Here is a 20,919-nt window from a genome sequence, read left to right on the forward strand (position 1 = left end):
CGGCAGCCGGTCTCAGGCCTGTCGATCGGACATCAGCCTGTCCACGACGAACAGGCGCAGCGCGGTGGCAAGGCCGACCTCTGGCTGGCGCGCGTGGTCGATCAGCCCGATCAGAGCGGCGCGGGTGATCCCGCGTGCTGCGGCCAGCTCGGCCAGCGCCTTCCAGAACGGGTCCTCGAGCGAAACCGAGGTCCGGTGCCCGTCGATGGTCACCGACCGCTTGATCGGCGGCGTCATCGGCGGAAGGTCGATCATTCCTTAGGGTCCCGGGTGGCGCGGTGGGCGTCGAGCACGCGCCTTGCGCGATCCTCCTCGGCCTTCCGCGCATCGCGCAGGGGCTTCGGTTCGCCGTGGATCGCCGAATTCATGTTGCCGCGGGCGCGCTTTTCGTCGCGGGCGCGGGACTTGCGGGCCTGGCGCAGGTTGATGATGCTGGTCATGGGTCCGGAACTGGAAACGGGGCGCGCCGAGAATAGCGCGCCCCGCAAGGGTCGGGTCAAGGGGCGTCAGCCCTTGGGGCTGATCATGTCTTCGGGGCGCACGACGCGGTCGAAGGTCTCGCCGTCGACGAATCCCAAGTTGATCGCTTCTTCGCGCAGGGTGGTGCCGTTCTTGTGCGCGGTCTTGGCGACCTTGGTCGCGTTGTCATAGCCGATGGTCGGCGCCAGCGCCGTCACCAGCATCAGCGATTCCTTCATCAGCTTCTCGATCCGCTCGACATTGGCCTTTGTGCCGACAACCATGTTGTCGGTGAAGCTGGAGGCCGCGTCGCCAAGAAGCTGCATCGACTGCAGCACGTTGTAGGACATCATCGGGTTATAGACGTTCAGCTCGAAATGGCCCTGCGATCCGGCAAAGCCGACCGCGGCGTCGTTGCCCATCACATGGGCGCAGACCATGGTCAGCGCCTCGGCCTGCGTCGGGTTGACCTTGCCCGGCATGATCGAAGACCCCGGCTCGTTCTCGGGCAGGATCAGCTCGCCCAGACCCGAGCGGGGGCCCGAGCCCAAGAGCCGCATGTCATTGGCAATCTTGAACAGGCTGCCCGCCACCGTCTTCAGCGCGCCCGAGAACATGACCATGGCGTCATGGGCGGCCAGCGCCTCGAACTTATTCGGGGCGGTGACGAACGGCAGATCGGTGATCTTGGCAATTTCGGCCGCGATGGCGGTGTCCCAGCCCTTCCTGGTGTTGAGCCCGGTGCCGACGGCGGTGCCGCCCTGCGCCAGCTCGTAGATGTCGGGCAGGCAGGCCTTCACCCGCTCGATCCCCTTGCGGATCTGATGGGCATAGCCGCCGAACTCCTGGCCCAGGGTCAGGGGCGTCGCGTCCTGCGTGTGGGTGCGGCCGATCTTGATGATGTCCTTGAACTCATCCGATTTGGCTTCCAGCGCGGCGGCCAGTTTCTCAAGGCCCGGCAGCAGTACATCGCGCGCTTGCATCCCGATGGCGACATGCATCGCGGTCGGGAAGGTGTCGTTCGAAGACTGGCCCATGTTGCAGTGATCGTTGGGGTGGACGGGCTTCTTGCTGCCCATCTCGCCGCCCATGATCTCGATCGCGCGGTTGCTGACGACCTCGTTGGCGTTCATGTTCGACTGCGTGCCGGACCCGGTCTGCCAGACGACCAGCGGGAAGTTGTCGTCGAACTTGCCCTCGAAGACCTCGGTCGCGGCCTGCTCCATCGCGTCGGCCAGATCGGCCGGAAGATCGCCCGAGGCACGGTTCACGCGCGCTGCCGCCAGCTTGATCGCGCCCAGGGCGCGGATGATCGGGACGGGCTGACGCTCCCATCCAATAGGGAAGTTGATGATCGAACGCTGCGTCTGCGCGCCCCAGTACTTGCTGGCATCAACCTCCAGCGGTCCGAAGCTGTCGGTTTCGGTGCGGGTCTTGGTCATCGGGTCGCTCCCTCACGGTTTCGCCGAGGGGTGTAGCGGCAGCCGCGCGCGGACGCAATTCGCATGCCGCTGCATACCGTCGCTAACAGTCGCTCAGCTTTCCAGTGCGGCGACCGCGGCCCCGACCTCGGCATGGATCGGGTCTGGCAGCGGCAGGATCGGGCGTGGCGGGCGTGCAGTCGTCAGGCCCAGGATGTTCGCGGCCGCATACACCACCCGGAGACTTCCATGGTCCCGGAACAGTTTCCAGAGCGGCCCGAACCGATCTTGCGAGAGGGCTGTCGCAGTCTGGTCGCCGTCGCTGGCGGCGCGGGCCAGCAACGCCGTTTGTTCGGGCCAGAGTCCCGCCGCCACGCTGAACCAGGCGTCGGCGCCCCGCAGCAGGGCCGAGGTGCAACCCCAATCGCCGCTGTAGCCGACGACAAAACCCGGCGGCAGATCCCGGCGCAGAAGGTCGATCTCGGCGGCGAAATCACCATCAGCGGGTAGGGGCATCTTCACCGCCGTCACGGTGGGCAACGTCGCCAGACGCGCCAGCAATTGGGGCGAGAAGGTGAAATGCGTGGTGGTGGGGTTGTTGTAGATGCAGATCGGCAGGTCCGATGCGTCGGCCACAGCCTGAAAGTGTTGAAGGACCTCGTCATCGGTCAGCGGCGTGTAGGACATCGGCGCCAGCAGCAGGCCTGCCGCGCCCGCGTCAGTGGCGTGACGCGCCAGCGATTCCGCAGTGTCGGTGCGCAGCGCGCCAACGCCGACGATGACGGGCACCTTGACGTCCGCCGCCTGCAACGCTGCCTCCACCACCTGCCGTCGTTGGCCAGGGTCCAGATAGGCATAGCCGCCGGTGGAGCCCAGCAGGCCTATGCTGTCGACGCCGGACCCGGCCAGACGACGGACCAGACCGCAGAGGTCGTCCAGGATCGGCTGCCCATCCTCGGAGGTCGGCGTGATCGGAAAGGCCGAGAGCCCTCGCATCGACGCGACTATTTCCGCCATCGGTCGAGGCGAACCACTTCCCCGCCGCCCGATGGTGGGGTGTCGTCGCCGTCGTCCTCGGCGTCGAGGTGGTATTCGGCGTCCTCGTCCTCCTCCTCATCAGTCGCGCTTTCCTGCGTCTCGAACCGCAAGCCGAATTCGACCGAGGGGTCGACGAAGGTGCGCAGCGCGTCGAAGGGGATCTTCAGCGGCTCGGGCGAGTTGCCGAAGTTCAGCGTGATCGTGAAGTGGTCCGGCTGGATCGTCAGGTTGTCGAACCAGTGCTGGACGACGATTGTCATCTCCTCTGGATAGCGCTGGCGGAGCCAGTCCGCCATCTCGACGCCGTCTTCGCGGGTGTCGAAGGTGATGAAGAAGTGGTGATCTCCCGGCAGCCCCTCGGCCGCGACCTTGCGCAGCACCTCGGCGATCATGCCCTGCAGCGCCTGCAGCATCATTCCGCCATAATCGAGTCCAGACCGCGCCATGCCATCACCCTTCCTTGTCAGGGGCAAGCATAGGCATATGAACGACGATGAAAAGGGGGCGGCGCGGGAATCGCCGCCCCCGCGGGTTGTCCGCGCGCCGGTGGGTCCAGATGCGCCGGCCGAAGCGGCCTGTGTCGCGCACCGCAGTTCACGGTAGGCTTCCATGCCGGGATCACGGGGCCGGCGTATCCCAGACTTCGACTGCCAGGACATGCTGCGCGGCGGCTGCTGGGTTGCCCGACAGCCGCTCGGCCTGCGCCCTCAGGTCCAAGCCTTGCACTGCCGACGCGGTGTCGCCTCCCGCGGCAGCAAGCGCACCCAGAAAACGTGCCAGCCCCTCGGCCTCTTGGCGAAGAAGGTCGGCGCCTTGCAGCGACGCGGCCGCGTCACCGCCTTCTGCAAGCGCCCGGTCGAACGCGGTCAGCGAGGCCGCCAATCGTCGGGCCTCGCGCTCGGCGGCAAGGATGCCGTCGATCAGCGGCCTGTCACTTGCATACGCGACCGCCCCGCAGCCCTTCGTCATTGCAGCTTTCCCGTCACCGACTCGATGCAGCGCAGCAGCGCTTCCTTGGTGAAGGGTTTGGCAATGAAGTTGTTCATTCCCGCGCGCTGTCCCCGTTCGATCATCTCGCGGTTGGCGGTGCCCGTGATCAGGATGAAGCCGATCCGCTGGGTGCTGGGGTTCTGCCGCAGCGCCTCGAGCAGCGACAGTCCGTCCATCCCTGGCATGTTGTAGTCCGAGATGACCAGATGAACAGGGGCCGCCGCCAGCCTGCGGAACGCGTTTTCGCCGTTGGCCTCGTATTGCACGTTGACGAGACCGGCCCAGTCCAGTGCCTGCTCGATCAGAGAGCGGCTGATGGTCATGTCGTCAACCACCATGACGTGAAGGTTCGATTTGAGTGCCATTTTGGGTCTTTCAGGTAGTGGTCGGAACAGGGTGAAGGTTACGGCGATAGTGAGTGGTGCCCGCCACGTCGAAGCAGGCGCTTGCGGGGCCGTCGAGGCGTTCGGAATGCCCGATATAGAGGGAGCCGCCGGGTTCGATCGCGCCCGCGAAGCGCGACCAAAGGCGCCTCCGCGACGGACCGTCGAAATAAATCGCGGCATTGCGGCAGAAGATCACGTCGAACCGTCCCGAGAAGGGCCAGTCTCCGTGAAGGTTCAGTTCCGCGAACCGCATGATGCCCCTGATCTCGGCGCTGGCCTCGACGCCCGCCTGCGTGGCATGGAAGTGGCGCTTCACCTGCGCCGGGGCGACGGGCTTGAGGGCCTCTCCCGAGAAGACGCCGCGTTCGGCCCTGTCCACCATCTCGGGGTCGATATCGGTCGCCAGGATCAGCGCGTCGTGACGGGCGGCATCGGGCATGACCTCCAGAAGCGTCAGGGCGATGGAATAGGCCTCCTCGCCCGAGGAGCAGGCGGCGGACCAGATCCGCAGTTTGCGGCCGCGCCGGACCTGTTCGACCAGCGGCGGCAGGATGGCGCGGGCTAGGGATTGGAAGTGGTGGTTCTCTCGGAAGAAGGCCGTGACGTTGGTGGTGATCGCCGACAGCAGGTGACGCCGTTCGTCCGGGCCGTCGCGGCTGTCCAGCCGTTGACAATAGGCGCCATAGTCCGGCAGCGACAGCGCGCGCAGCCTGCGGTTCAGGCGGGCCATCAGCAGGCTGCGCTTGGCCTCGGACAGGATGATCCCGCTGTCCTCGTAGACCAGGCCCGCAATCTTGCGGAACTGGACGTCGCTCAGCTGGGGGCCGGGGGCAGAGGGCGTGCTCAAGCGTCGGCTCCGTGCGGGACGGGCAGCAGCTGCGCCAGGTCGATCTTGCGCAGGATGCGGCCATCCTCCAGCGTGATCATGCCGGTGATGAATTCCCGCGCCGGGTTCGAGGCGATGTCGGGAACGCCTTGGATGTGATCCTCGTCAATGGTGAGGATGTCCGAGACGAGATCCGCCAGAAGCCCGACCACGCGGCCGGCATGCATCGCAATGATGACTACGTGGCGTTGCGACGGCGTCGCTGAGCCGAACCCCAGCCGCGCGGACAGATCGACGACCGTGACGACCGATCCGCGCAGGTTGATCACGCCCTTCACGTATCCCGGGGCATGCGGCAGCATGGTGGTGGGCGTCCAGCCGCGGATCTCGCGGACGAGGCCGATGTCAATGCAGAAGTCCTGATCGGCAAGCTTGAACGCGACGACGTCGCTTTGTCCGATGGCATTGGAAGAGATGGCTTGCAGCATGTGTCACCCGTTTGAGGCCATGGCAGCCATGTGGCGGCCGTGGTCGTTTGACAAAGACAGAATAATTTCCTCGGGATCGATGATCAGTGCGATCTTGCCGTCGCCGAGGATGGTGGCGGCCGAGACGCCGGGAACGCGGCCATAGTTCTGCTCTAGGCTCTTGATGACGACCTGGCGCTGGTCAAAGATGCCGTCCACGCGGAAGGCGGCGCGCTTTCTACTGTCGCTTTCCACCACGATCAGGACTCCACCCTCCTTCTCGGCCTCGTCAAGCCCGAAGGTCTGGCAGAGGTCGATGATCGGGATCAGGTCCCCGCGGTTGGCCAGCAATTGCGAATCCTTGCCCACGCCGTGCAGCATCGAGCGGTCAGGCTGCAACGTCTCTTGAACCGCAGTGATGGGCAGCACCATCGTCTGGCCCCCCAGCTGGATCAGCATGCCTTCCAGAACCGCCAGCGTCAGGGGCAGCGCGATCGAGAAGGTCGTGCCCTTGCCCTCGACCGAATCGATCATCACCCGGCCGCCAAGCGCCATAATCTCGCGGCGCACCACGTCGAGCCCCACGCCGCGCCCCGACAGCGCCGAGACCTCATCCTTCGACGAGAAGCCCGGCAGGAACAGCAGCTGGTCGATTTCCGATGGCGTCAGGTTGCTGCCGGGCGCGATCAGCCCCTTGTCCTCGGCAATCTGGCGAACCTTCGGACGATTGATCCCGCCCCCGTCGTCCGAGACCTCGATCTGCACGCGGCCGGAGCGATGCGCAGCCGAGAGGGTGATGGTGCCTTCCTGCGGCTTGCCGCGCCTCTGGCGGGTCAGCGCATCTTCCAGCCCGTGATCGACCGAGTTGCGGATCATGTGGGTCAGCGGATCGACCAGCCGCTCGATCATCGTCTTGTCAACTTCGGTCTGCTCGCCGATGGTGACCAGGCGGACCGGCTTGCCGGTGGCGTCCGCCGCCTCTCGCAGGATGCGGTGCATGCGCTGGAAGACCAGCTTCAGCGGCTGGGCCCGGATCGCCATGACGCTTTCCTGGATATCGCCCGCCAGCTGCCGAATCGAATCAAGACCGGCGACGACGTCGGGCGATTCGTGCAGCCCCGCGGTCTGGATCACCTGGGACAGCATGGCCTCCTTGATGACCAGTTCGCCGATCATGTTCATCAGCCGGTCGACGCGGTCCAGGCCCACGCGGATCGTGGCGCCCTGCGCAGGCTCGGTCACGGCGCCCGAGGGTCGCGCCGCTGGTGGGGCAACAACGGGCGGCACTTCGGCAACGGGTGCCTGCGGGGCCGAAGTGGGCGAGGGCGGCGTGTCCATGACCGGATCAGCCATCGGCAGCTGCGCCATCACGGGCTGTTCTTCCTCGATCCGGCTGATCGAAAGCCGGCAGCAATCGTCGACGAATTCGAAGACGGAACGGACGTCGAGTTCGGATACCGCACCGGAGATGCGGACGGTCCAACCCAGTTGGGGCCGTTCCAGGGCCCAGTCTTCCAGCCGCGGCACTGCATCGACGTTCAGTTCGACCGTCGCGTCGCCCAGCTTGCGCAGGGCCGCCAGCAGCGCCAGCGGATCGTTGCCAGACCGGTACAGCTCGAAATTCGGCGTCATCCGGACGATAATGCCTTCTTCGGCGGTCGGAGCCGGGGTCGGTGCGTCGCCGAAGTCGAGCACGATCGGCGTGAATTCGAACGACGTATCCGCCACCGGATCGTCATCCTCAATCAGCGCGTCAAGCTCGGCCAGAAGGCCGTCGACATGCGCCTGATCGGGCTCCGCCGACTGACGTGCGGACATCACCAAGTCGGACAGGCAGTCGGACGAACGGTGCAGAAGAGCAATGATCTGGGGCGGCGTGTCCATCCGGTCGGATCGGATCAAGTCCAGAAGCGTCTCGAACCGGTGTGCGAATGTCACAAGGGTCGTCAGGGCAAAGGCTGCGGCGCCGCCCTTGATCGAATGCACCGCGCGGAAGACGGCATGCACCGTCTCCTTGTCGAAGTCGGGATCCTCCATTTTCCGCAGGCCGTTGGCCAGGCCTTCCAGAAGTTCGTCGCATTCGACGAAGAACATCTCGCGGAATTCGTCCATCTCGTCCATCTCAGCGCCCCAGCACCTTGTCGATGACGGCGATCAGGCGCGCGTCCTCGAAGGGTTTCACGATCCAGCCGGTAGCCCCGGCGCTACGAGCGCGGGCCTTCAGGTCGGCGCCACTTTCGGTGGTCAAGACCAGGATCGGCACCTCGGCATGGGTGCCGGTCGAACGGACACTTTCGATCAGACCAAAGCCGTCCATGCGGGGCATGTTGATGTCGGTGATGATCAGGTGAGGGTCGGCTTCGGACAATGCGCCCACGCCTTCCACGCCGTCAGAGGCCAAGAAGACCTCGAAACCGGCGTTGCGCAGGGCCTTCGAGACCAGCGCGCGGATTGTGGGCGAATCGTCGACCGCCAGGATGCGGGTGGTCATGCAGGGGCCTCTGCTTGCAAGAGATCCAGGGAGGCGCCGAAATCGTCGAGCGTCGCGAGGAATGCCGCCGAAGGATTGCGGACCTGCAGGCTGCGCCCGTCGGCCAGCCACTGCTTTCGCGCGGCCACCAGAAGCTCGACCGCGGGAACACCGATCCGCGACACCGACGCGGCATCCAGGACGGCATCCTTGCCGCGGTGGTCAATCAGCGTCTGCGCGAACAGCGCGACGGCCTTGCGGTCGAATGTCTCTGGCAGGGGCAGGGCGTGCATGTGATCCATCTCGTTACGGTAATCGGCACCCCATCGGTAGCATCCGAACCTTAACGAAGCGTTCCGCGCGAACTTAAAATGCCATTGATCCGGACCGGCTGCGGGAAAGGAATTCTTCACCTTTTCCGTCGCATCGTCGCAGGACATTGTCCGGAGAGTGCACGTGCCGAAAGCGATCCTGCTCATTGCCGATCCCAACGCCGCGCGGCGCATGGCCATCCGCCGTTGCTGCGAAGCCGGAGGCAACGTCGCCGCGCTGCCGGCCGCGACCCTGGGCGAGGCTTACGTGCTGATCGAGAAGCATCTTCCACGGCGCGTGGCCATCGCCTCGGAGTTGGCCGACATGCCCGAGTTCGAGATGCTGTCGGACATGCTGGCGATGATCGAGGCGGATGTCGTGATCTTCAAGGAAGGGCAGGGCGGGACGAACCTGGACAGCGCGGCCGAGCGCCTGGCGGCGACGCTGATTCGCGACCTGGGTGGCTGGCCGGCCGTCACCCCCCGCGGGCCATCCGTCTCGCCTGCCACGACAGCTCCGTTTGATTCGGTGATCCTGATCGGGGCGTCGACAGGCGGCATCACTGCGCTCGAGGCCGTGCTGGGGACGTTCCCCGACGATTGCCCGCCGACGCTGGTGGTCCAGCACATCCGCCCGGGCTTCGCCGAGGGGCTTGTGCGACGGCTTGACCAGCTGCTGGCGCCGACGGTCGTGGCCGCGCTCGACGCCACGCCGCTCCGCCGTGGCACTATTTATCTGGCGGCGGCGCCGGACCAGCATCTTACGGTCGAACTGCGCGGCGGCGTCCGGACGCGGCTGTTGGCGGGACCTGCAGTCTCGGGGCACCGGCCCTCGGTCGATGTGCTCTTCTCCGAGGCCGCTGCGCTTGCCGGGCGGATCGAACTGCGGGCCGCGATCCTGACGGGAATGGGCGCCGATGGGGCAGAAGGCATGTGTCGCCTGCGCCGCGCAGGCGCCGCCACCATTGCGCAGGATCGCGAGACCTCGGTCGTCTGGGGCATGCCGCGGATGGCCGTCGAGATGGGCGGCGCGGCAGAGGTCCTGCCCCTTGGCCGGATCGGAGCGGCGCTTCTGGGGCGCGAGACAACCCCCGCGAGGTTCGCGTCATGACGCGGATAGACGCCGCCAAGGTCATCCACGTCATCCAGGGTGAACACGCGATCCACGACGACCCTGACATGGTCATCACCACTGTCCTCGGGTCCTGTGTGTCGGCCTGCATCGCCGATCCGGAGCGCGGTATCGGCGGGATGAACCACTTCCTTCTGCCCGATTCGGGGCCTGGTGGTTCCGACATCCGCTATGCGGCGGCGGCGATGGAGGTGCTTGTGAACGGCCTCCTAAGGCGCGGCGCCGCGCGCGGACGGCTGCGGGCGAAGCTGTTTGGTGGCGCACGCATGATGGCGGGGCTGCCTGATATCGGACAGCGCAACGCCGACGCGGCCCGCCGCTTCCTGATGGACGAAGGGATCCCGCTGATCGGCAGCGATCTCTGCGGCACGCAGGCCAGGCGCATCCGGTTCTGGCCGGTCAACGGGCGCGTGCAGATGCACCTGCTTGGCGAAGCGCGCCTGGCCGAGCGGGAACAGCCGATGCGTCCGCGCGGCGGCGATGTCGAGCTGTTCTGACGTTCCCTCTGCGCCGGGATGTGATGCATCTGCTGCGGTCAGGCAGCGCCGTCAGGGCTGGATCATCGCGCCTTGCCATTCGGCAAGCAGCCCTGCACGGCGCAACCGGTCGTGATAGACGAGAAGGCCCGCATCCAACCGGATCGGTCGAAGATGCGGCGATGGCGGCGGCCCGGTTCCGGGCACCAGCGCCACGCCCGCGCCGGTGGCGAAGGTCCGCTGCGACGTATCCGACAGAAGATGAGACAGCAGCAGCGTTGCACCCTCGGGGTCAGGGGCATCGACCGGGACCAGCGCAGAGCGCAGGATCGCGAATGTGTAGTCGTCGAATGCCAGCTGCACCAGATCGGGATCGTCGGGCCGGAAGCGGGCGGCATAGCTGGCCACCACGTTGTAGGCGATGGCGATCCGGCCCGCGCGCAGTTCGCCGATCATCTCTTCCGAACAGCAGTAGAGCTGCGCGTCGAGGCGCCCCATGACCTCGGCCAGCCGCCAGAACCCGTCCGAGACCTGATCGTCCTGTGCGACCAGGAAATAGCCGACGCCCGACTCTTCGGGGTCATAGGTGGCGACGCGGCCTTGGAAGCGGCCCGGATTCTCTCGCAGGACGGCGATCAGGTCGCGGCGCGTCCGCGGCAGGGGCAAGCCGCGAAGTGCCTGGCGCGAAGCCAGCGTCACCACGGGTTCAAGCGCGATGCCCCACAGCATGTCGCGCCACCGGGCCCAGGGCGGCAGCCGCTCGGCCGCGGGCGCCACCGATCTGGCGAAGCCATCGTTGGCCAGCTTCATCTGCAGGTCCATGGCCGAACTGATCACCAGGTCGAAGCGCGCGTCCTCGTGCCGGATCGCCGCATCGATCTCGGTTGATGCGGCCTGCAGGTAGCGCACCTTGCGGCCGGGATTGCCCTGGACAAAATCCTCCAGAACGGGCGCGATGGCGGCAAGGTCGGTCGTCGACAGCACCGAGATCTCGTCGCCGTCGGCCGCGCCGAAGACACGCTCGGCCTCGACCTCCAGCGCGGCGGCCGGCGCCGCCCACAGCATCAGCGCAACGGCAACTTCAGCAAGGCGCATGTGCCCTCCGTCTTGCGGTTCGACAGCGCGAAGCGGCCGCGATGCGCCGAGGCCACCTCGGTGACGATGGTCAGTCCCAGGCCCGACCCGCTTGTGTCGCCCACATTGGCGCCGCGCCGGAACCGGCCTGCCAGCGTCGCCGGATCGTCCGACAGGCCGCGCCCGTCGTCAAGCACCGCAACGGCCGCGAAGCCGTCGCTGCGGGTCAGCTCAACCTCGATCAGCCCGTCGGGGGCTGCGTACTTGACCGCGTTGTCGAGGATGTTGCGCAAGGCGATCTCCAGCATCCGTTCATCGCCCTCAATGGGGCAGGGCAGGTCGGTGCCGCGTTCGACGATACGGATGTCGCGCATGTCGGCCAGCGGGCGGATCGCCCGGACGACCGCCTTGACGAGGGCGGACATGTCCAGCGACGCCGCCGCGAACTGGTCTGTCCGATAGAGGACCATCGCGTGATCAAGGATCTGGTTGGCCGAGCGGCTGCTTTCTCCAATCGCCCGCACCATGCGGCGCAGGCGCAGGCGAGTGGCGGGATCGGTGGTCTCGGACAGGGCCAGTTCGGCCTCGGTCCGGACCAGCGACAGGGGGGTGCGGATGCGGTGGGCGGCCTCGAAGATGAACGTCTCGGCCAGGTCCAGCGCCGCGCGCAGCCGGCCGATCAGCCCGTTCAGCGCCCGCAGCAACGGGGCCAGTTCCTTGGGTGTATGGTGGCGGACGGGGCGCAGGTCACGCGGACCGCGACGGCCGACCACCTCGGCCAGGCTGCGGATCGGTGACAGCACCGCCTGCGCAGCCAACAGGGCGACCGGCAGCGCCAGCACCAGAAAGGCCAGCGCCGCCCATGCCGCGCTGCGGGCCGTTTCCCGGGCGATCGCGGCTTGGCCAAGACGGGTCTGGCCCAAGCTGACCAGCACCGGCTCGGACCGGTTGTCGACCAGCATCTGCCGCATGACGGCGGCCAGCCGCAGATCGGCCCCGCGATAGTCGGCGTTCCAGAAGACCGGCTGCATGTCGTCCGGCTGACGGGCGGGCTGGGGCAGGTCGTCGTATCCGGTCAACATCCGCCCGCCGACCGTCATCGCATAGAAGACCCGCTCTTCCCCCATGGCGCCCAGCATCGAGAACGTGGCATAGGGCAGCTCCAGCTCCAGCCCTTCATCGACGCTGCGGATGCCTTCGGCGATGGCAGTGACGGCGGCCCCCAGGACTGCGTCCTGCGACGCGCGTGACGCCCGGTCGGCCACCCAGCCCACCGTCACGAACAGACCGATGACCAGCAGCGCCGAGAGGGTCAGGAACTGCCACACCAGCCGTCGGCGCAGCGACACCGTGCGCGATGGGTCCAGCAGCCGTGTCAGCGCCATCATTCCGGGATCAGCCGATAGCCGACGCCACGCAGTGTCTCCAACCGTGCGCCCGACCCTTCCAGCTTGCGGCGAAGGCGGCCGACATAGACTTCGATCGCATTGTCACTGACCTCTTCGTCGAAGGAAAACAGCCGGTCGATCAGGTGCGCCTTGGAATAGGCCTGCCCCGGCCGAGACAGCAGGATTTCCAGCAGGCGCAGTTCGCGTGCGCGCAGTTCGCGTACCTCGCCCGCGACAGTCAACGTGGCGGCCAGCGAATCGAAGACGAAACCCGCGAAATGGCGGCGGCTGTCGATGGCGCCGTCCCGACGGCGCAGGACCGCCCGGCAGCGGGCCTGCAGTTCGGCAAAGTCGAAGGGCTTAGTGATGTAGTCGTCGGCGCCCTGGTCAAGCGTGCTGACCCGGTCACTGACCGAGGCGCTGGCCGTCATCATGATGACGGGCGTGTCCCGCCGCGCCGCGCGTTCGCGCACCAGAAAGTCGCGCCCGTCGCCGTCCGGCAGGGAAATGTCCAGCAGGATCAGGTCGTAGGGAACGGTTTCCAGAAAGTGTCGTGCATCGGCCAGCGTCGGCGCATGGTCCACCCCGTGACCCTCCATCGCCAGCCGCGAAGCAACGGCGCGGGCCAGCTCGTCGCTGTCCTCGACCAGAAGAAAACGCATCCGCTCAACTTTTCAGCATCTGTGACAGGTTGGTGTCAGCTTTTCATCAAACCCTGTGCCCCGCAAGCCCGCCGCCTTTCGTGCGGGCCATGTCTGGGAGGACAGCATGAAACTTTGGACCCGTGCGGCCGCTGCCGCGCTGTTGATGACCGTCGCCGTTCCCGCCACCGCTGCGGAATGCATCGCGCCCGCAAACCCGGGCGGCGGCTGGGACTTCACCTGCCGCCAGATCGGCCGGATCATGACCGAACTGGGGCTGGTGCCGAATATGGTGCAGGTGACCAACCTTGCCGGCGCCGGCGGTGGCGTCGCTTATACGCAGGTCGTCAGCAAGCGCAGCGACGATCCGGAAGTGTTCGTCGCCGCCTCGTCCTCGACCACCACCCGTCTGGCGCAGAACGCCTTCGCGGGTGCGACCGCGGACCAGGTGCGCTGGGTCGGCTCGATCGGCGGCGATCCCGGCGTGATCGTCGTGGCGCAGGACAGCCCGTACCAGAACCTGACCGACCTGGTCGAGGCGGTGAAGGCCGATCCGTCGAGCGTGGCCTTCGCCGGCGGCTCTGCCGTGGGCGGGTTCGACCACCTGAAGGTGCTGCGGATGCTGGACGCATCCGGGTTCGAGGACCTGCGCCAGGTCAAGTATATCGGCCTCGACGGCGGGGCGGATGCAATCACGCAGACGGTGGGCGGCTTTGCGCAGGCCATGACCGGCGACCTGTCCGAGATCACCGGCTTCATCAAGTCGGGCGACGTGCGCCCCATCGCGGTCCTCTCGGAGGAGCGCGTCGAAGGCTTCGAGGACGTGCCGACTGCCAAGGAACAGGGTATCGACACCGTGTCGATGAACTGGCGCGGCATCTATGTTCCCAAGGACATCAGCGACGAGCGCTATCAGGAATGGGTCGACATGCTGAAGCAGGTCGGCGAATCCGAAGAATGGCAGCAGGTGATGACTGAGAACGGGCTGGAGCCCTTCTCCGTCTACGGTGACGACTTCCAGACCTTTGTGCAGGAAGACATCGCCGAAACGCAGGAAATCTCGCGCGAGATCGGCCTGATCCAATGATCAAGGGCGACCGCATCTTCGGCTCATTCATGCTGGTCGTGGCGTTGGGGTATATCCTCAGCGCCCGCGGCATCGAAACGAGCTTCATGTCCGACCCGGTGGGTCCACGCGTCTTCCCCTACATGGTCGCCGGCGTCGTGATCCTGTGTTCGCTGGTGATGATCCTGCGCCCGGACCCGGACGAGGAATGGCCCGCAGGCCCGATGATCCTGCAACTGGGAATCGCGCTGGTGGCGCTGGCCGCCTATGCCGAAGCGATCACGCCCCTTGGCTTCCTGATCCCGACCGCAATCGTGTCCGGCATCCTCAGCTGGCAGATCGGCGGCAATCCGACACGTTCGGCGCTGACCGGGCTGGGGCTGGCGGTGGGCCTGTTCGTGCTGTTCCGCGTCATCCTGGGTCTGGGCCTGCGCAGCCTGCCCGCGGGCTGGGGGTTCTGAACTCATGGAAACGCTATCCAACCTCGCGATGGGCTTTTCCACGGCCCTCACCCTCTACACCCTAATCCTGGCCATCATCGGCTGCTTCGTCGGCACGATCATCGGCGCGCTGCCGGGGCTTGGTCCGTCGAACGGCGTGGCGCTGCTGATCCCGATCTCGTTCTCGATGGGCCTTGACGCGATCTCGGCGCTGGTTCTGCTGACCTCGGTCTATTATGGCGCCATGTATGGCGGGCGGATCAGTTCGATCCTGCTGAACATCCCGGGCGATGAGCCTGCGATGATGACCACGCTGGACGGCTATCCCATGGCGCGTCAGGGCAAGGCGGCCGAGGCTCTGGTCGTGTCGGGTGTCGCGTCCTTCGTTGGCGCGCTGCTGGCGACCATCGGCCTGATGATCTTCGCGCCCTACTTGGCACGCGTGGCCTATCAATTCGGTCCGGCGGAATACTTCGCGCTCTATATGCTGGCCTTCTGCACGCTTGGCGGGATCGGGTCGTCGAACCAGGCCAAGGCGGCGATGGCCGCCGCGATTGGTTTGGGCATCGCGATGATCGGCATGGACAAGACCACCGGCATGCCGCGCTTCACCTTCGGTGAACTGCACCTGATGGACGGTGTCGACTTCCTTGTCGCCATCGTCGGCCTGTTTGCTGTGGCCGAGGTGTTCTTCTTCATCGAAAGCCACGGCAAGGACAGCGCCATCGGCGTCAAGCTGGGCAAGATCCTGGTGCCTTGGAGGATGCTGCGCCAGACCACCGGCGCCATGCTGCGCGGCACGGGCATCGGTTTCGTCGCGGGCGTGTTGCCGGGGGCAGGGGCCTCGCTGGGGTCATTCCTGGCCTATATGGGCGAGAAATCTATCGCCAAGGACAAGGCGACCTTCGGCAAGGGCAATCCCAAGGGCGTCGCTGCGCCGGAAGCCGGCAATAACGCCGCCGCAGGTGGCGCGCTGGTGCCGATGCTGACGCTTGGCGTGCCGGGCTCTGGCACCACCGCCGTTCTTCTGGCGCTGCTGCTGACGCTGAACATCACGCCGGGACCGCTGCTGTTTGCCGAACGCCCCGAGGTCGTGTGGTCGCTGATCGCGTCGCTGCTGGTCGCCAACGTCGTCCTGCTGCTGATGAACGTGCCGATGGTCAAGATCTTCGTGAAGATCCTGTCAGTCCCGGCCTGGGTGCTGCTGCCCGGCGTCACGATGATCGCCTTCGTGGGCATCTATTCGCTGACCGGGTCCAGCTTCGACATGTTGATGATGGTGGGCTTCGGCGTGCTGGGTTACGTGATGCGCAAGCTGAACATCCCGACCGTGCCGGTGATCCTGGGCATCCTTCTGGGCAACGCGATGGAGGACAACCTGCGCCGCGCCATGGTGCTGTCGAACGGCGACTTCTGGTATCTGCTATCCTCGCCCATCGCAGTGGGGTTGTGGATCGCGGCAATCCTTGGTTTTGTCGCGCCGATCTTCCTGCGCCGGCTGCTGAAGAAACCGCCGGTGCCAACGCATGATCCCAGCTTGAACGAGGATTGAGATGACGACACGCGTTCTGGTGCCCTCGGGCGTCCTTGGCCTCGGGTTCGACCGCAAGGCGCTGGCGCGCGGCGTCGCGATGTCCCCCGACATCATCTGCATCGACGGAGGGTCCACCGACAGTGGGCCCTTCAGCCTTGGCGCGGGCCAGTCGAAATATTCACGTGCCGCAACTAAGTCCGAATGGCGCACGCTGATGCAGGCCCGCGCACAGGCGGGGGTGCCCCTTGTCATCGGCACCGCCGGCACCTGCGGCACCGACAGCACCGTGGACTGGATGTATGACATCACGGTCGAACTGGCCCGTGAACTGGGGCAGGAGTTGCGGATCGCGCGGCTCTACTCCAGTCAGCCGGCGGCCCGCGTGGCCGAGGCCCTGGCCGCCGGTCGCGTCACGCCGCTGCCGCCCGCGCCCGAAATCGCGCTGGACGACCTGACCAACATCGTGGCTCTGGCGGGGGCGGAACAGATTCAGGCGGCGCTGGCCACCGGCGCCGACATCGTGATCGCCGGCCGTACCACCGACACGGCGACCATCGCGGCGCTGCCGCTGTCGCGTGGCGATGCGGCAGGCGGCGTCTGGCATGGTGCCAAGATTACTGAATGCGGGGCGCTGTGTTCCACGAATCCGACTTCGGGCGTGATCATGGTCGATTTCGACGACACCGGCTTCACGGTCGAACCCCTGGCCGAGGGCGCGCGCTGCACGCCCCACTCGGTCAGTGCCCACATGCTTTACGAAAACTCGGACCCGTTCCGCCTGTTCGAGCCCGGCGGCTATCTGGACGTCACCGGCGCGCGATACACGGCGCTGGACGACCGCCGCGTGCGTGTCGAAGGGTCGGCCTGGGTGCCCGGCTCCTACACCGTCAAGCTGGAGGGGGCGCGCATCGCAGGATACCAGACGACCATCCTGGCGATCCTGCGCAACGCCCATTATGCGCAGAACGCGCAGGCTTGGGTGGATCGCCTTACTGGTTTCCTGCAGGCCGAGATCCGGACCCGGATGGAGCTGTCGCCCGAGGCCTATGGCCTGGAGTTCCGGCTGATCGGCGTGAACGGCGCACTTGGCGCGCTGGAGAACCGAACGGGCGACCCGGTCGAGGTCGGCGTGCTGGGTATCATCACCGCCAAAACGCAGGCCGAGGCCGCCGAGATCGGCAAGCTGATCAATCCGTTCGTGCTGCACTATCCGCTGACCGACGACGAGGAACTGCCGACCTTCGCCTTCCCCTATTCCCCGGCCACCACTGACCGCGGCGCGCTTTACGAATTCGCGCTGAACCACGTGATGGCGCTGGACGACCCGATGTCGGCCTTCCGCATCGAGACATCCGACATCCGTGCAGAGGTGACCGCATGACGCTTGGCGATCTTGTCCTGAAGGTTCGTTCGAAGAACGCGGGGCCGTTCTGGGTCACCATCGACATCTTCTGCGACCGCCCCGAGGTGTTCCAGCGCCTGTCCGGCGACCTGTCGACCGAGCGCGTGGCAGAACTCTACCAGGTTTCGCCAGACCAGCTGAAGCGGTTCGACATCGCCGACCTGCGGGTGATCAAGTTCAGCCTGCCGCGGCCCGTGATCCAGGGCTCTGCCGCCGATCGCGACATGCACGGTGCTCAGTATGCGGCCCTGCTGGAAGAACTGACGTTTGACTAAGGCACGGCTGACGACCTTCGGCACCGCCCTTGTCGGGGCGGTGATTTTTCTGTGGCTGGGGCTGCCACTGCCCTGGCTGCTTGGGCCGATGCTGGCCTGCCTGACCATCGCGCTAGCGGGCGCACGGATGCAGGGGGCTGGGCAGTTCGGCATTTTCATGCGGACCTTCCTGGGTGTGGCCGTGGGCGCGTCCATCACGCCACAGGTTCTGGTTGGGCTGCCAGATATCGCGGGGTCTCTGGCCTTCGTTCCGGTCTTCATCGGCGTCATCGCCCTCATCGGCTATCCGCTGTTCCGCCGCGTCTTCGCCTTTGACCACCCGACCGCCTGGTATGCCGCGATGCCCGGTGGTCTTCAGGACATGCTGGTCTTCGGAGAGGAGGCGGGCGGCGACATCCGCGCGCTGTCGCTGATCCACGCGACCCGCATCCTGGTCATCGTCACCGTCGCCCCGCTGATCATGACGATCTATTGGCAGGTGGACCTGTCGCAGCCGCCGGGGGCACCGCTGACCTCGGTCGCGTGGTCGCAGATCGCGCTGATGGTCGCGGCAGGCATCCTGGGCTGGAAGATCGGAGAGCGGGTCGGCCTCTTCGGCGCCTCGATCCTCGGACCGATGATCCTCACCGCCGCGCTGTCGCTGGCCGGAATCGTGCAGACCCGTCCCCCGGCCGAGATCATCCAGGCCGCGCAATTCTTCATCGGCATCGCGGTCGGCGCAAAATATGCTGGCATCACTGCCCGTGAACTGCGCATCGACGTCACCGCCGGGATCGTCTATTCGATGATCCTGGCGATGATCAGCCTGGTCTTCCTGGAACTGATCTACATGCTGGGCCTTGCGCCCGCGCTGGACGCCTTCCTGGCCTTCCTTCCCGGTGGCCAGGCCGAGATGGTGGTGATCGCGATCATCGCCGGAGCGGATCTGGCCTATGTTGTCAGCCACCACATCCTGCGCATCGTGATCGTCATCGTGCTGGCCCCCGTCGTCGCGCGGCTGATGGGAAGATAGTCGCCGGCATGACCGTCTTGATCCGCGGGGTCATTTTAGGGGAGGATTGGCAGACCCTCTGACCGGACGAAGCCCATGGAAGACCGCCTGAGCATCATCGAAACCGCGCTGCGTTTGCAGCCGCGCGACGGCCTGCGGGTCGTGCCGGCCTCGCTTCCCGTGCCGCCGGGGTGGCAGTTGTTCGGCAAGTTTGACGCCGCGGGGCAGGCGCTGCATGTGCTTGCGCGGCTGGACGGGGCGCCGGCGGCGCTGCGGCAAGCCTCGACAAAGGATAGCCGTCACGTTCACAGCGGCCACAGCTTGACCGACAGCTATACCAACGGCGGGATCGAGGGCTGGCCCGGCGATCTGATGAACCTCTACCAGAGCCAGTTCGGACGACCATCGCAGCCGGACGACCTGATTCACCGGCGCGACACCATTCCGGGCTCGCCCATGCGCATCCGGTGGGACGAAAACCCGACCGGCCCCGCGCGCTTCCAGATCGGCAGCTTCGACACGCTGATGATCACCGAGGCAGGCCCGATGTTCGGGCGACCGACTAAGGCCGATCCGACCGTCTCGAACGAAACTTTGCGATATCTGCTGAACTTCGCCGAGAACACCTACCTGAACGCACGGGATGCGCCGGGCGAGGTGATCCTTTGGTCCATCTGGCCGAATACCGAAGGGTGGATCGGCTTCGGCGGTCCCAACGAAGCCGTATGGTCCGAATTTGGGGGTTTCCGCGGCTGCCTGCCGGAATATGGTCGCTGCTTCCGCTTCTTTGCTGACTACGTGACTTGGAAGATGCACCAGATGCATCCCCAGATGCCGGCCGGTTGGCGGATCTGGACCTTCCCCGGCCATGCGTGGTGGGCGCGGGTCTATGACGACATCCAGGCGGGGGTCGTGCCGGGAATAACCGATCACCGGCAGTTGTTTCGCGACGACATCCATCCCAATGCCCTCGGCGAATACGCGCTGGCCGTCTTCGTGCACACGATGCTCTATCAAACCGACTGCCGGACGCTGGACTATACGCCGGATCCCGCTGTCCTTTCTCCTGAGCTGGACCTCTACTTCAAGCGCGTCGCATGGGATGTGGCCAATGCTGAGGCCAGCGTAGGCATGGGCAGCACAGCAAATGCAGATCCTGTTTTCGATCCGGCCGTCCATGGCGACCCCCTGGAAGGCCGGCGTTCCGCGCCAGGCGATGCCGCACCTACCGTGCCCGCGGATGCCGTCCTAGACTAGATTGCCACGGCCTTCGACCGCCCGACGTTTCAGGGCCCTGGCCCGCGATCGTCAACGGTCTTCTGCGCTTCACGGATGGCGCGCTGCATATGTCACGGCCCAAGACGGACTTCTACGCCTGCGTCCGCGGCGAGACTTCGGGTGCGCTGGACTTCTCGCGTCAGATCGTCGGGCTAAGCAATCCCCCGGATACATGAAGCTCTCTGGTCCAACTGTCGCACGACGGCATCCAGCAGCAGTTATTCGCGACGCACAAGTCGTCAATCTCGACAGACAGCCAAGAGCTGACGTAGGCTCACGAATGTACTCGTTGCAAGGGCGCTCCGCCATGTTTCTCGTTACCAGATTTCCGTCACTCCTCGCTGCTTGGTTTCTTGCCGCCGCCCCAGTCCATGCGAGCGTCTGCGACTATCAGCTTTCGAGGCTTGCAGGGGAGGCCGTGACCACTGCGGCCGCAGCTGTTGGGGGAGGCGCGGCCGCAGCTGGAGTTGGACTGTAGGCTACGGGCTACTACACGCTCGTTCATTCCGCGTCTAGCCTGACGATGCTCGGATCTACGGCCGCCGGTGCATCTGCAGCGGGAACGACCGGGATAATTGCTGGGTCGGCCGGACTCGGTGCCGTTATCGCCGGCATTGTCATGGCGCCAGTGACCATTGTCGTGGGAGCGATCACGATCGTCGGGGTGGGCAGCTATGAAGGCATGTGTTATTTTCAGATTGAGCGGATCGAAGATCCCTTCCAGGTCTTTGGCATCGTCTCTGACGTTGCCCCCTCCGCCTAGTCCAGTTTGAGATAGACTCTGGCCCAACCGATAGGACCAGAGATGAAGCGCAGCAGGTTCACTGAAGATCAGATCATCGGCATTCTGAAGG

25 protein-coding genes are annotated in these 20,919 nt (G+C 65.9%); 10 read left to right on the top strand and 15 right to left on the bottom strand.

Going from position 1 to position 20,919, the window contains the following annotated elements; translation table 11 throughout:
* Positions 1-12: 12 nt before the first annotated feature.
* The 12 genes from OC184_RS06855 to OC184_RS06910 all read right to left on the bottom strand — a co-directional run bounded on the left by OC184_RS06855 (position 13) and on the right by OC184_RS06910 (position 8,359).
* A complete protein-coding gene (locus OC184_RS06855; RefSeq protein ID WP_265506437.1) occupies positions 13-255 on the bottom strand; it encodes a ribbon-helix-helix domain-containing protein in 243 nt (80 codons plus the stop codon).
* Complete coding sequence (locus OC184_RS06860) at positions 252-440, bottom strand: DUF4169 family protein (protein WP_265506438.1); 189 nt, start codon at positions 438-440, stop codon at positions 252-254. Before OC184_RS06860 ends, OC184_RS06855 begins: the two co-directional genes overlap by 4 nt.
* Before the next feature lie 66 nt (positions 441-506).
* Complete coding sequence (gene fumC / locus OC184_RS06865; RefSeq protein WP_265506439.1) at positions 507-1,901, bottom strand: class II fumarate hydratase; 1,395 nt, start codon at positions 1,899-1,901, stop codon at positions 507-509.
* Positions 1,902-1,994: 93 nt separating this feature from the next.
* Positions 1,995-2,897: a dihydrodipicolinate synthase family protein gene (locus tag OC184_RS06870; protein ID WP_265506440.1), complete on the bottom strand. Its 903-nt coding sequence runs from the start codon at positions 2,895-2,897 to the stop codon at positions 1,995-1,997.
* Positions 2,885-3,364, bottom strand: coding sequence for an SspB family protein (locus tag OC184_RS06875; RefSeq protein ID WP_265506441.1), 480 nt, complete (start codon positions 3,362-3,364; stop codon positions 2,885-2,887). Before OC184_RS06875 ends, OC184_RS06870 begins: the two co-directional genes overlap by 13 nt.
* A gap of 172 nt (positions 3,365-3,536) precedes the next feature.
* A complete protein-coding gene (locus OC184_RS06880) occupies positions 3,537-3,887 on the bottom strand; it encodes a hypothetical protein (RefSeq protein ID WP_265506442.1) in 351 nt (116 codons plus the stop codon).
* The gene (locus OC184_RS06885; RefSeq protein WP_265502254.1) at positions 3,884-4,273 is read right to left on the bottom strand and encodes a response regulator; all 390 of its coding nucleotides are present in this window, start codon (positions 4,271-4,273) and stop codon (positions 3,884-3,886) included. The genes OC184_RS06880 and OC184_RS06885 overlap by 4 nt, the downstream gene beginning before the upstream one ends.
* A gap of 10 nt (positions 4,274-4,283) precedes the next feature.
* Positions 4,284-5,141 (bottom strand): CheR family methyltransferase, encoded by an 858-nt coding sequence (locus tag OC184_RS06890; protein ID WP_265506443.1) that lies wholly within the window; start codon positions 5,139-5,141, stop codon positions 4,284-4,286.
* Positions 5,138-5,608: a chemotaxis protein CheW gene (locus tag OC184_RS06895; protein WP_265506444.1), complete on the bottom strand. Its 471-nt coding sequence runs from the start codon at positions 5,606-5,608 to the stop codon at positions 5,138-5,140. The genes OC184_RS06890 and OC184_RS06895 overlap by 4 nt, the downstream gene beginning before the upstream one ends.
* Before the next feature lie 3 nt (positions 5,609-5,611).
* A complete protein-coding gene (locus OC184_RS06900; RefSeq protein ID WP_265506445.1) occupies positions 5,612-7,708 on the bottom strand; it encodes a chemotaxis protein CheA in 2,097 nt (698 codons plus the stop codon).
* A 1-nt stretch (position 7,709) separates the two neighbouring features.
* Positions 7,710-8,078, bottom strand: coding sequence for a response regulator (locus tag OC184_RS06905; RefSeq protein WP_265506446.1), 369 nt, complete (start codon positions 8,076-8,078; stop codon positions 7,710-7,712).
* Complete coding sequence (locus tag OC184_RS06910; RefSeq protein WP_265506447.1) at positions 8,075-8,359, bottom strand: STAS domain-containing protein; 285 nt, start codon at positions 8,357-8,359, stop codon at positions 8,075-8,077. The genes OC184_RS06905 and OC184_RS06910 overlap by 4 nt, the downstream gene beginning before the upstream one ends.
* 154 nt (positions 8,360-8,513) lie before the next feature.
* Between OC184_RS06910 and OC184_RS06915 the strand changes: the two genes are divergently transcribed.
* Positions 8,514-9,479: a CheB methylesterase domain-containing protein gene (locus tag OC184_RS06915; protein WP_265506448.1), complete on the top strand. Its 966-nt coding sequence runs from the start codon at positions 8,514-8,516 to the stop codon at positions 9,477-9,479.
* Entirely contained in the window at positions 9,476-9,997 is a 522-nt protein-coding gene (locus tag OC184_RS06920; RefSeq protein WP_265506449.1) for a chemotaxis protein CheD, read from the top strand. The genes OC184_RS06915 and OC184_RS06920 overlap by 4 nt, the downstream gene beginning before the upstream one ends.
* Before the next feature lie 51 nt (positions 9,998-10,048).
* Here the strand turns inward: OC184_RS06920 and OC184_RS06925 are convergent, their stop codons facing one another.
* Genes OC184_RS06925 through OC184_RS06935 form a run of 3 tightly spaced genes read right to left on the bottom strand, consistent with a single transcriptional unit; the run spans position 10,049 to position 13,100 of the window.
* The gene (locus OC184_RS06925) at positions 10,049-11,071 is read right to left on the bottom strand and encodes an ABC transporter substrate-binding protein (RefSeq protein WP_265506450.1); all 1,023 of its coding nucleotides are present in this window, start codon (positions 11,069-11,071) and stop codon (positions 10,049-10,051) included.
* A complete protein-coding gene (locus OC184_RS06930; RefSeq protein ID WP_265506451.1) occupies positions 11,041-12,438 on the bottom strand; it encodes a sensor histidine kinase in 1,398 nt (465 codons plus the stop codon). The genes OC184_RS06925 and OC184_RS06930 overlap by 31 nt, the downstream gene beginning before the upstream one ends.
* Positions 12,435-13,100 (bottom strand): response regulator transcription factor, encoded by a 666-nt coding sequence (locus tag OC184_RS06935; RefSeq protein WP_265506452.1) that lies wholly within the window; start codon positions 13,098-13,100, stop codon positions 12,435-12,437. Before OC184_RS06935 ends, OC184_RS06930 begins: the two co-directional genes overlap by 4 nt.
* Positions 13,101-13,206: 106 nt before the next feature.
* On the opposite strand from OC184_RS06935, the gene OC184_RS06940 reads away from it, so the two are divergent.
* The 8 genes from OC184_RS06940 (at position 13,207) to OC184_RS06975 (ending at position 20,828) form a co-directional block, all read left to right on the top strand.
* A complete protein-coding gene (locus OC184_RS06940) occupies positions 13,207-14,166 on the top strand; it encodes a Bug family tripartite tricarboxylate transporter substrate binding protein (protein ID WP_265506453.1) in 960 nt (319 codons plus the stop codon).
* On the top strand, positions 14,163-14,606 hold the full coding sequence (locus OC184_RS06945) for a tripartite tricarboxylate transporter TctB family protein (RefSeq protein WP_265506454.1): 444 nt from the start codon (positions 14,163-14,165) through the stop codon (positions 14,604-14,606). Before OC184_RS06940 ends, OC184_RS06945 begins: the two co-directional genes overlap by 4 nt.
* A gap of 4 nt (positions 14,607-14,610) precedes the next feature.
* Complete coding sequence (locus tag OC184_RS06950) at positions 14,611-16,137, top strand: tripartite tricarboxylate transporter permease (protein ID WP_265506455.1); 1,527 nt, start codon at positions 14,611-14,613, stop codon at positions 16,135-16,137.
* Position 16,138: 1 nt separating this feature from the next.
* Positions 16,139-17,500, top strand: coding sequence for an acyclic terpene utilization AtuA family protein (locus OC184_RS06955; RefSeq protein ID WP_265506456.1), 1,362 nt, complete (start codon positions 16,139-16,141; stop codon positions 17,498-17,500).
* Positions 17,497-17,796, top strand: coding sequence for a DUF4387 domain-containing protein (locus OC184_RS06960; RefSeq protein ID WP_265506457.1), 300 nt, complete (start codon positions 17,497-17,499; stop codon positions 17,794-17,796). Before OC184_RS06955 ends, OC184_RS06960 begins: the two co-directional genes overlap by 4 nt.
* Positions 17,789-18,808, top strand: a complete 1,020-nt coding sequence (locus tag OC184_RS06965; protein WP_265506458.1) for an AbrB family transcriptional regulator — start codon at positions 17,789-17,791, stop codon at positions 18,806-18,808. The genes OC184_RS06960 and OC184_RS06965 overlap by 8 nt, the downstream gene beginning before the upstream one ends.
* A gap of 75 nt (positions 18,809-18,883) precedes the next feature.
* Positions 18,884-20,044 (top strand): hypothetical protein, encoded by a 1,161-nt coding sequence (locus OC184_RS06970; RefSeq protein ID WP_265506459.1) that lies wholly within the window; start codon positions 18,884-18,886, stop codon positions 20,042-20,044.
* 640 nt (positions 20,045-20,684) lie between these two features.
* On the top strand, positions 20,685-20,828 hold the full coding sequence (locus OC184_RS06975; RefSeq protein WP_265506460.1) for a hypothetical protein: 144 nt from the start codon (positions 20,685-20,687) through the stop codon (positions 20,826-20,828).
* The last annotated feature ends 91 nt before the right edge of the window (positions 20,829-20,919 follow it).

Source organism: Paracoccus rhizosphaerae (assembly GCF_026162645.1).
Lineage (GTDB): Bacteria > Pseudomonadota > Alphaproteobacteria > Rhodobacterales > Rhodobacteraceae > Paracoccus > Paracoccus rhizosphaerae.

Excerpts from the sequence above, each read along its gene's own strand:
- OC184_RS06855 (WP_265506437.1), bottom strand. The coding sequence starts at position 255 with ATGATCGACCTTCCGCCGATGACGCCGCCGATCAAGCGGTCGGTGACC.
- OC184_RS06860 (WP_265506438.1), bottom strand. The coding sequence starts at position 440 with ATGACCAGCATCATCAACCTGCGCCAGGCCCGCAAGTCCCGCGCCCGC.
- fumC (WP_265506439.1), bottom strand. The coding sequence starts at position 1,901 with ATGACCAAGACCCGCACCGAAACCGACAGCTTCGGACCGCTGGAGGTT.
- OC184_RS06870 (WP_265506440.1), bottom strand. The coding sequence starts at position 2,897 with ATGGCGGAAATAGTCGCGTCGATGCGAGGGCTCTCGGCCTTTCCGATC.
- OC184_RS06875 (WP_265506441.1), bottom strand. The coding sequence starts at position 3,364 with ATGGCGCGGTCTGGACTCGATTATGGCGGAATGATGCTGCAGGCGCTG.
- OC184_RS06880 (WP_265506442.1), bottom strand. The coding sequence starts at position 3,887 with ATGACGAAGGGCTGCGGGGCGGTCGCGTATGCAAGTGACAGGCCGCTG.
- OC184_RS06885 (WP_265502254.1), bottom strand. The coding sequence starts at position 4,273 with ATGGCACTCAAATCGAACCTTCACGTCATGGTGGTTGACGACATGACC.
- OC184_RS06895 (WP_265506444.1), bottom strand. The coding sequence starts at position 5,608 with ATGCTGCAAGCCATCTCTTCCAATGCCATCGGACAAAGCGACGTCGTC.
- OC184_RS06900 (WP_265506445.1), bottom strand. The coding sequence starts at position 7,708 with ATGGACGAGATGGACGAATTCCGCGAGATGTTCTTCGTCGAATGCGAC.
- OC184_RS06905 (WP_265506446.1), bottom strand. The coding sequence starts at position 8,078 with ATGACCACCCGCATCCTGGCGGTCGACGATTCGCCCACAATCCGCGCG.
- OC184_RS06910 (WP_265506447.1), bottom strand. The coding sequence starts at position 8,359 with ATGGATCACATGCACGCCCTGCCCCTGCCAGAGACATTCGACCGCAAG.
- OC184_RS06920 (WP_265506449.1), top strand. The coding sequence starts at position 9,476 with ATGACGCGGATAGACGCCGCCAAGGTCATCCACGTCATCCAGGGTGAA.
- OC184_RS06925 (WP_265506450.1), bottom strand. The coding sequence starts at position 11,071 with ATGCGCCTTGCTGAAGTTGCCGTTGCGCTGATGCTGTGGGCGGCGCCG.
- OC184_RS06930 (WP_265506451.1), bottom strand. The coding sequence starts at position 12,438 with ATGATGGCGCTGACACGGCTGCTGGACCCATCGCGCACGGTGTCGCTG.
- OC184_RS06935 (WP_265506452.1), bottom strand. The coding sequence starts at position 13,100 with ATGCGTTTTCTTCTGGTCGAGGACAGCGACGAGCTGGCCCGCGCCGTT.
- OC184_RS06940 (WP_265506453.1), top strand. The coding sequence starts at position 13,207 with ATGAAACTTTGGACCCGTGCGGCCGCTGCCGCGCTGTTGATGACCGTC.
- OC184_RS06945 (WP_265506454.1), top strand. The coding sequence starts at position 14,163 with ATGATCAAGGGCGACCGCATCTTCGGCTCATTCATGCTGGTCGTGGCG.
- OC184_RS06950 (WP_265506455.1), top strand. The coding sequence starts at position 14,611 with ATGGAAACGCTATCCAACCTCGCGATGGGCTTTTCCACGGCCCTCACC.
- OC184_RS06955 (WP_265506456.1), top strand. The coding sequence starts at position 16,139 with ATGACGACACGCGTTCTGGTGCCCTCGGGCGTCCTTGGCCTCGGGTTC.
- OC184_RS06960 (WP_265506457.1), top strand. The coding sequence starts at position 17,497 with ATGACGCTTGGCGATCTTGTCCTGAAGGTTCGTTCGAAGAACGCGGGG.
- OC184_RS06970 (WP_265506459.1), top strand. The coding sequence starts at position 18,884 with ATGGAAGACCGCCTGAGCATCATCGAAACCGCGCTGCGTTTGCAGCCG.
- OC184_RS06975 (WP_265506460.1), top strand. The coding sequence starts at position 20,685 with ATGGCGCCAGTGACCATTGTCGTGGGAGCGATCACGATCGTCGGGGTG.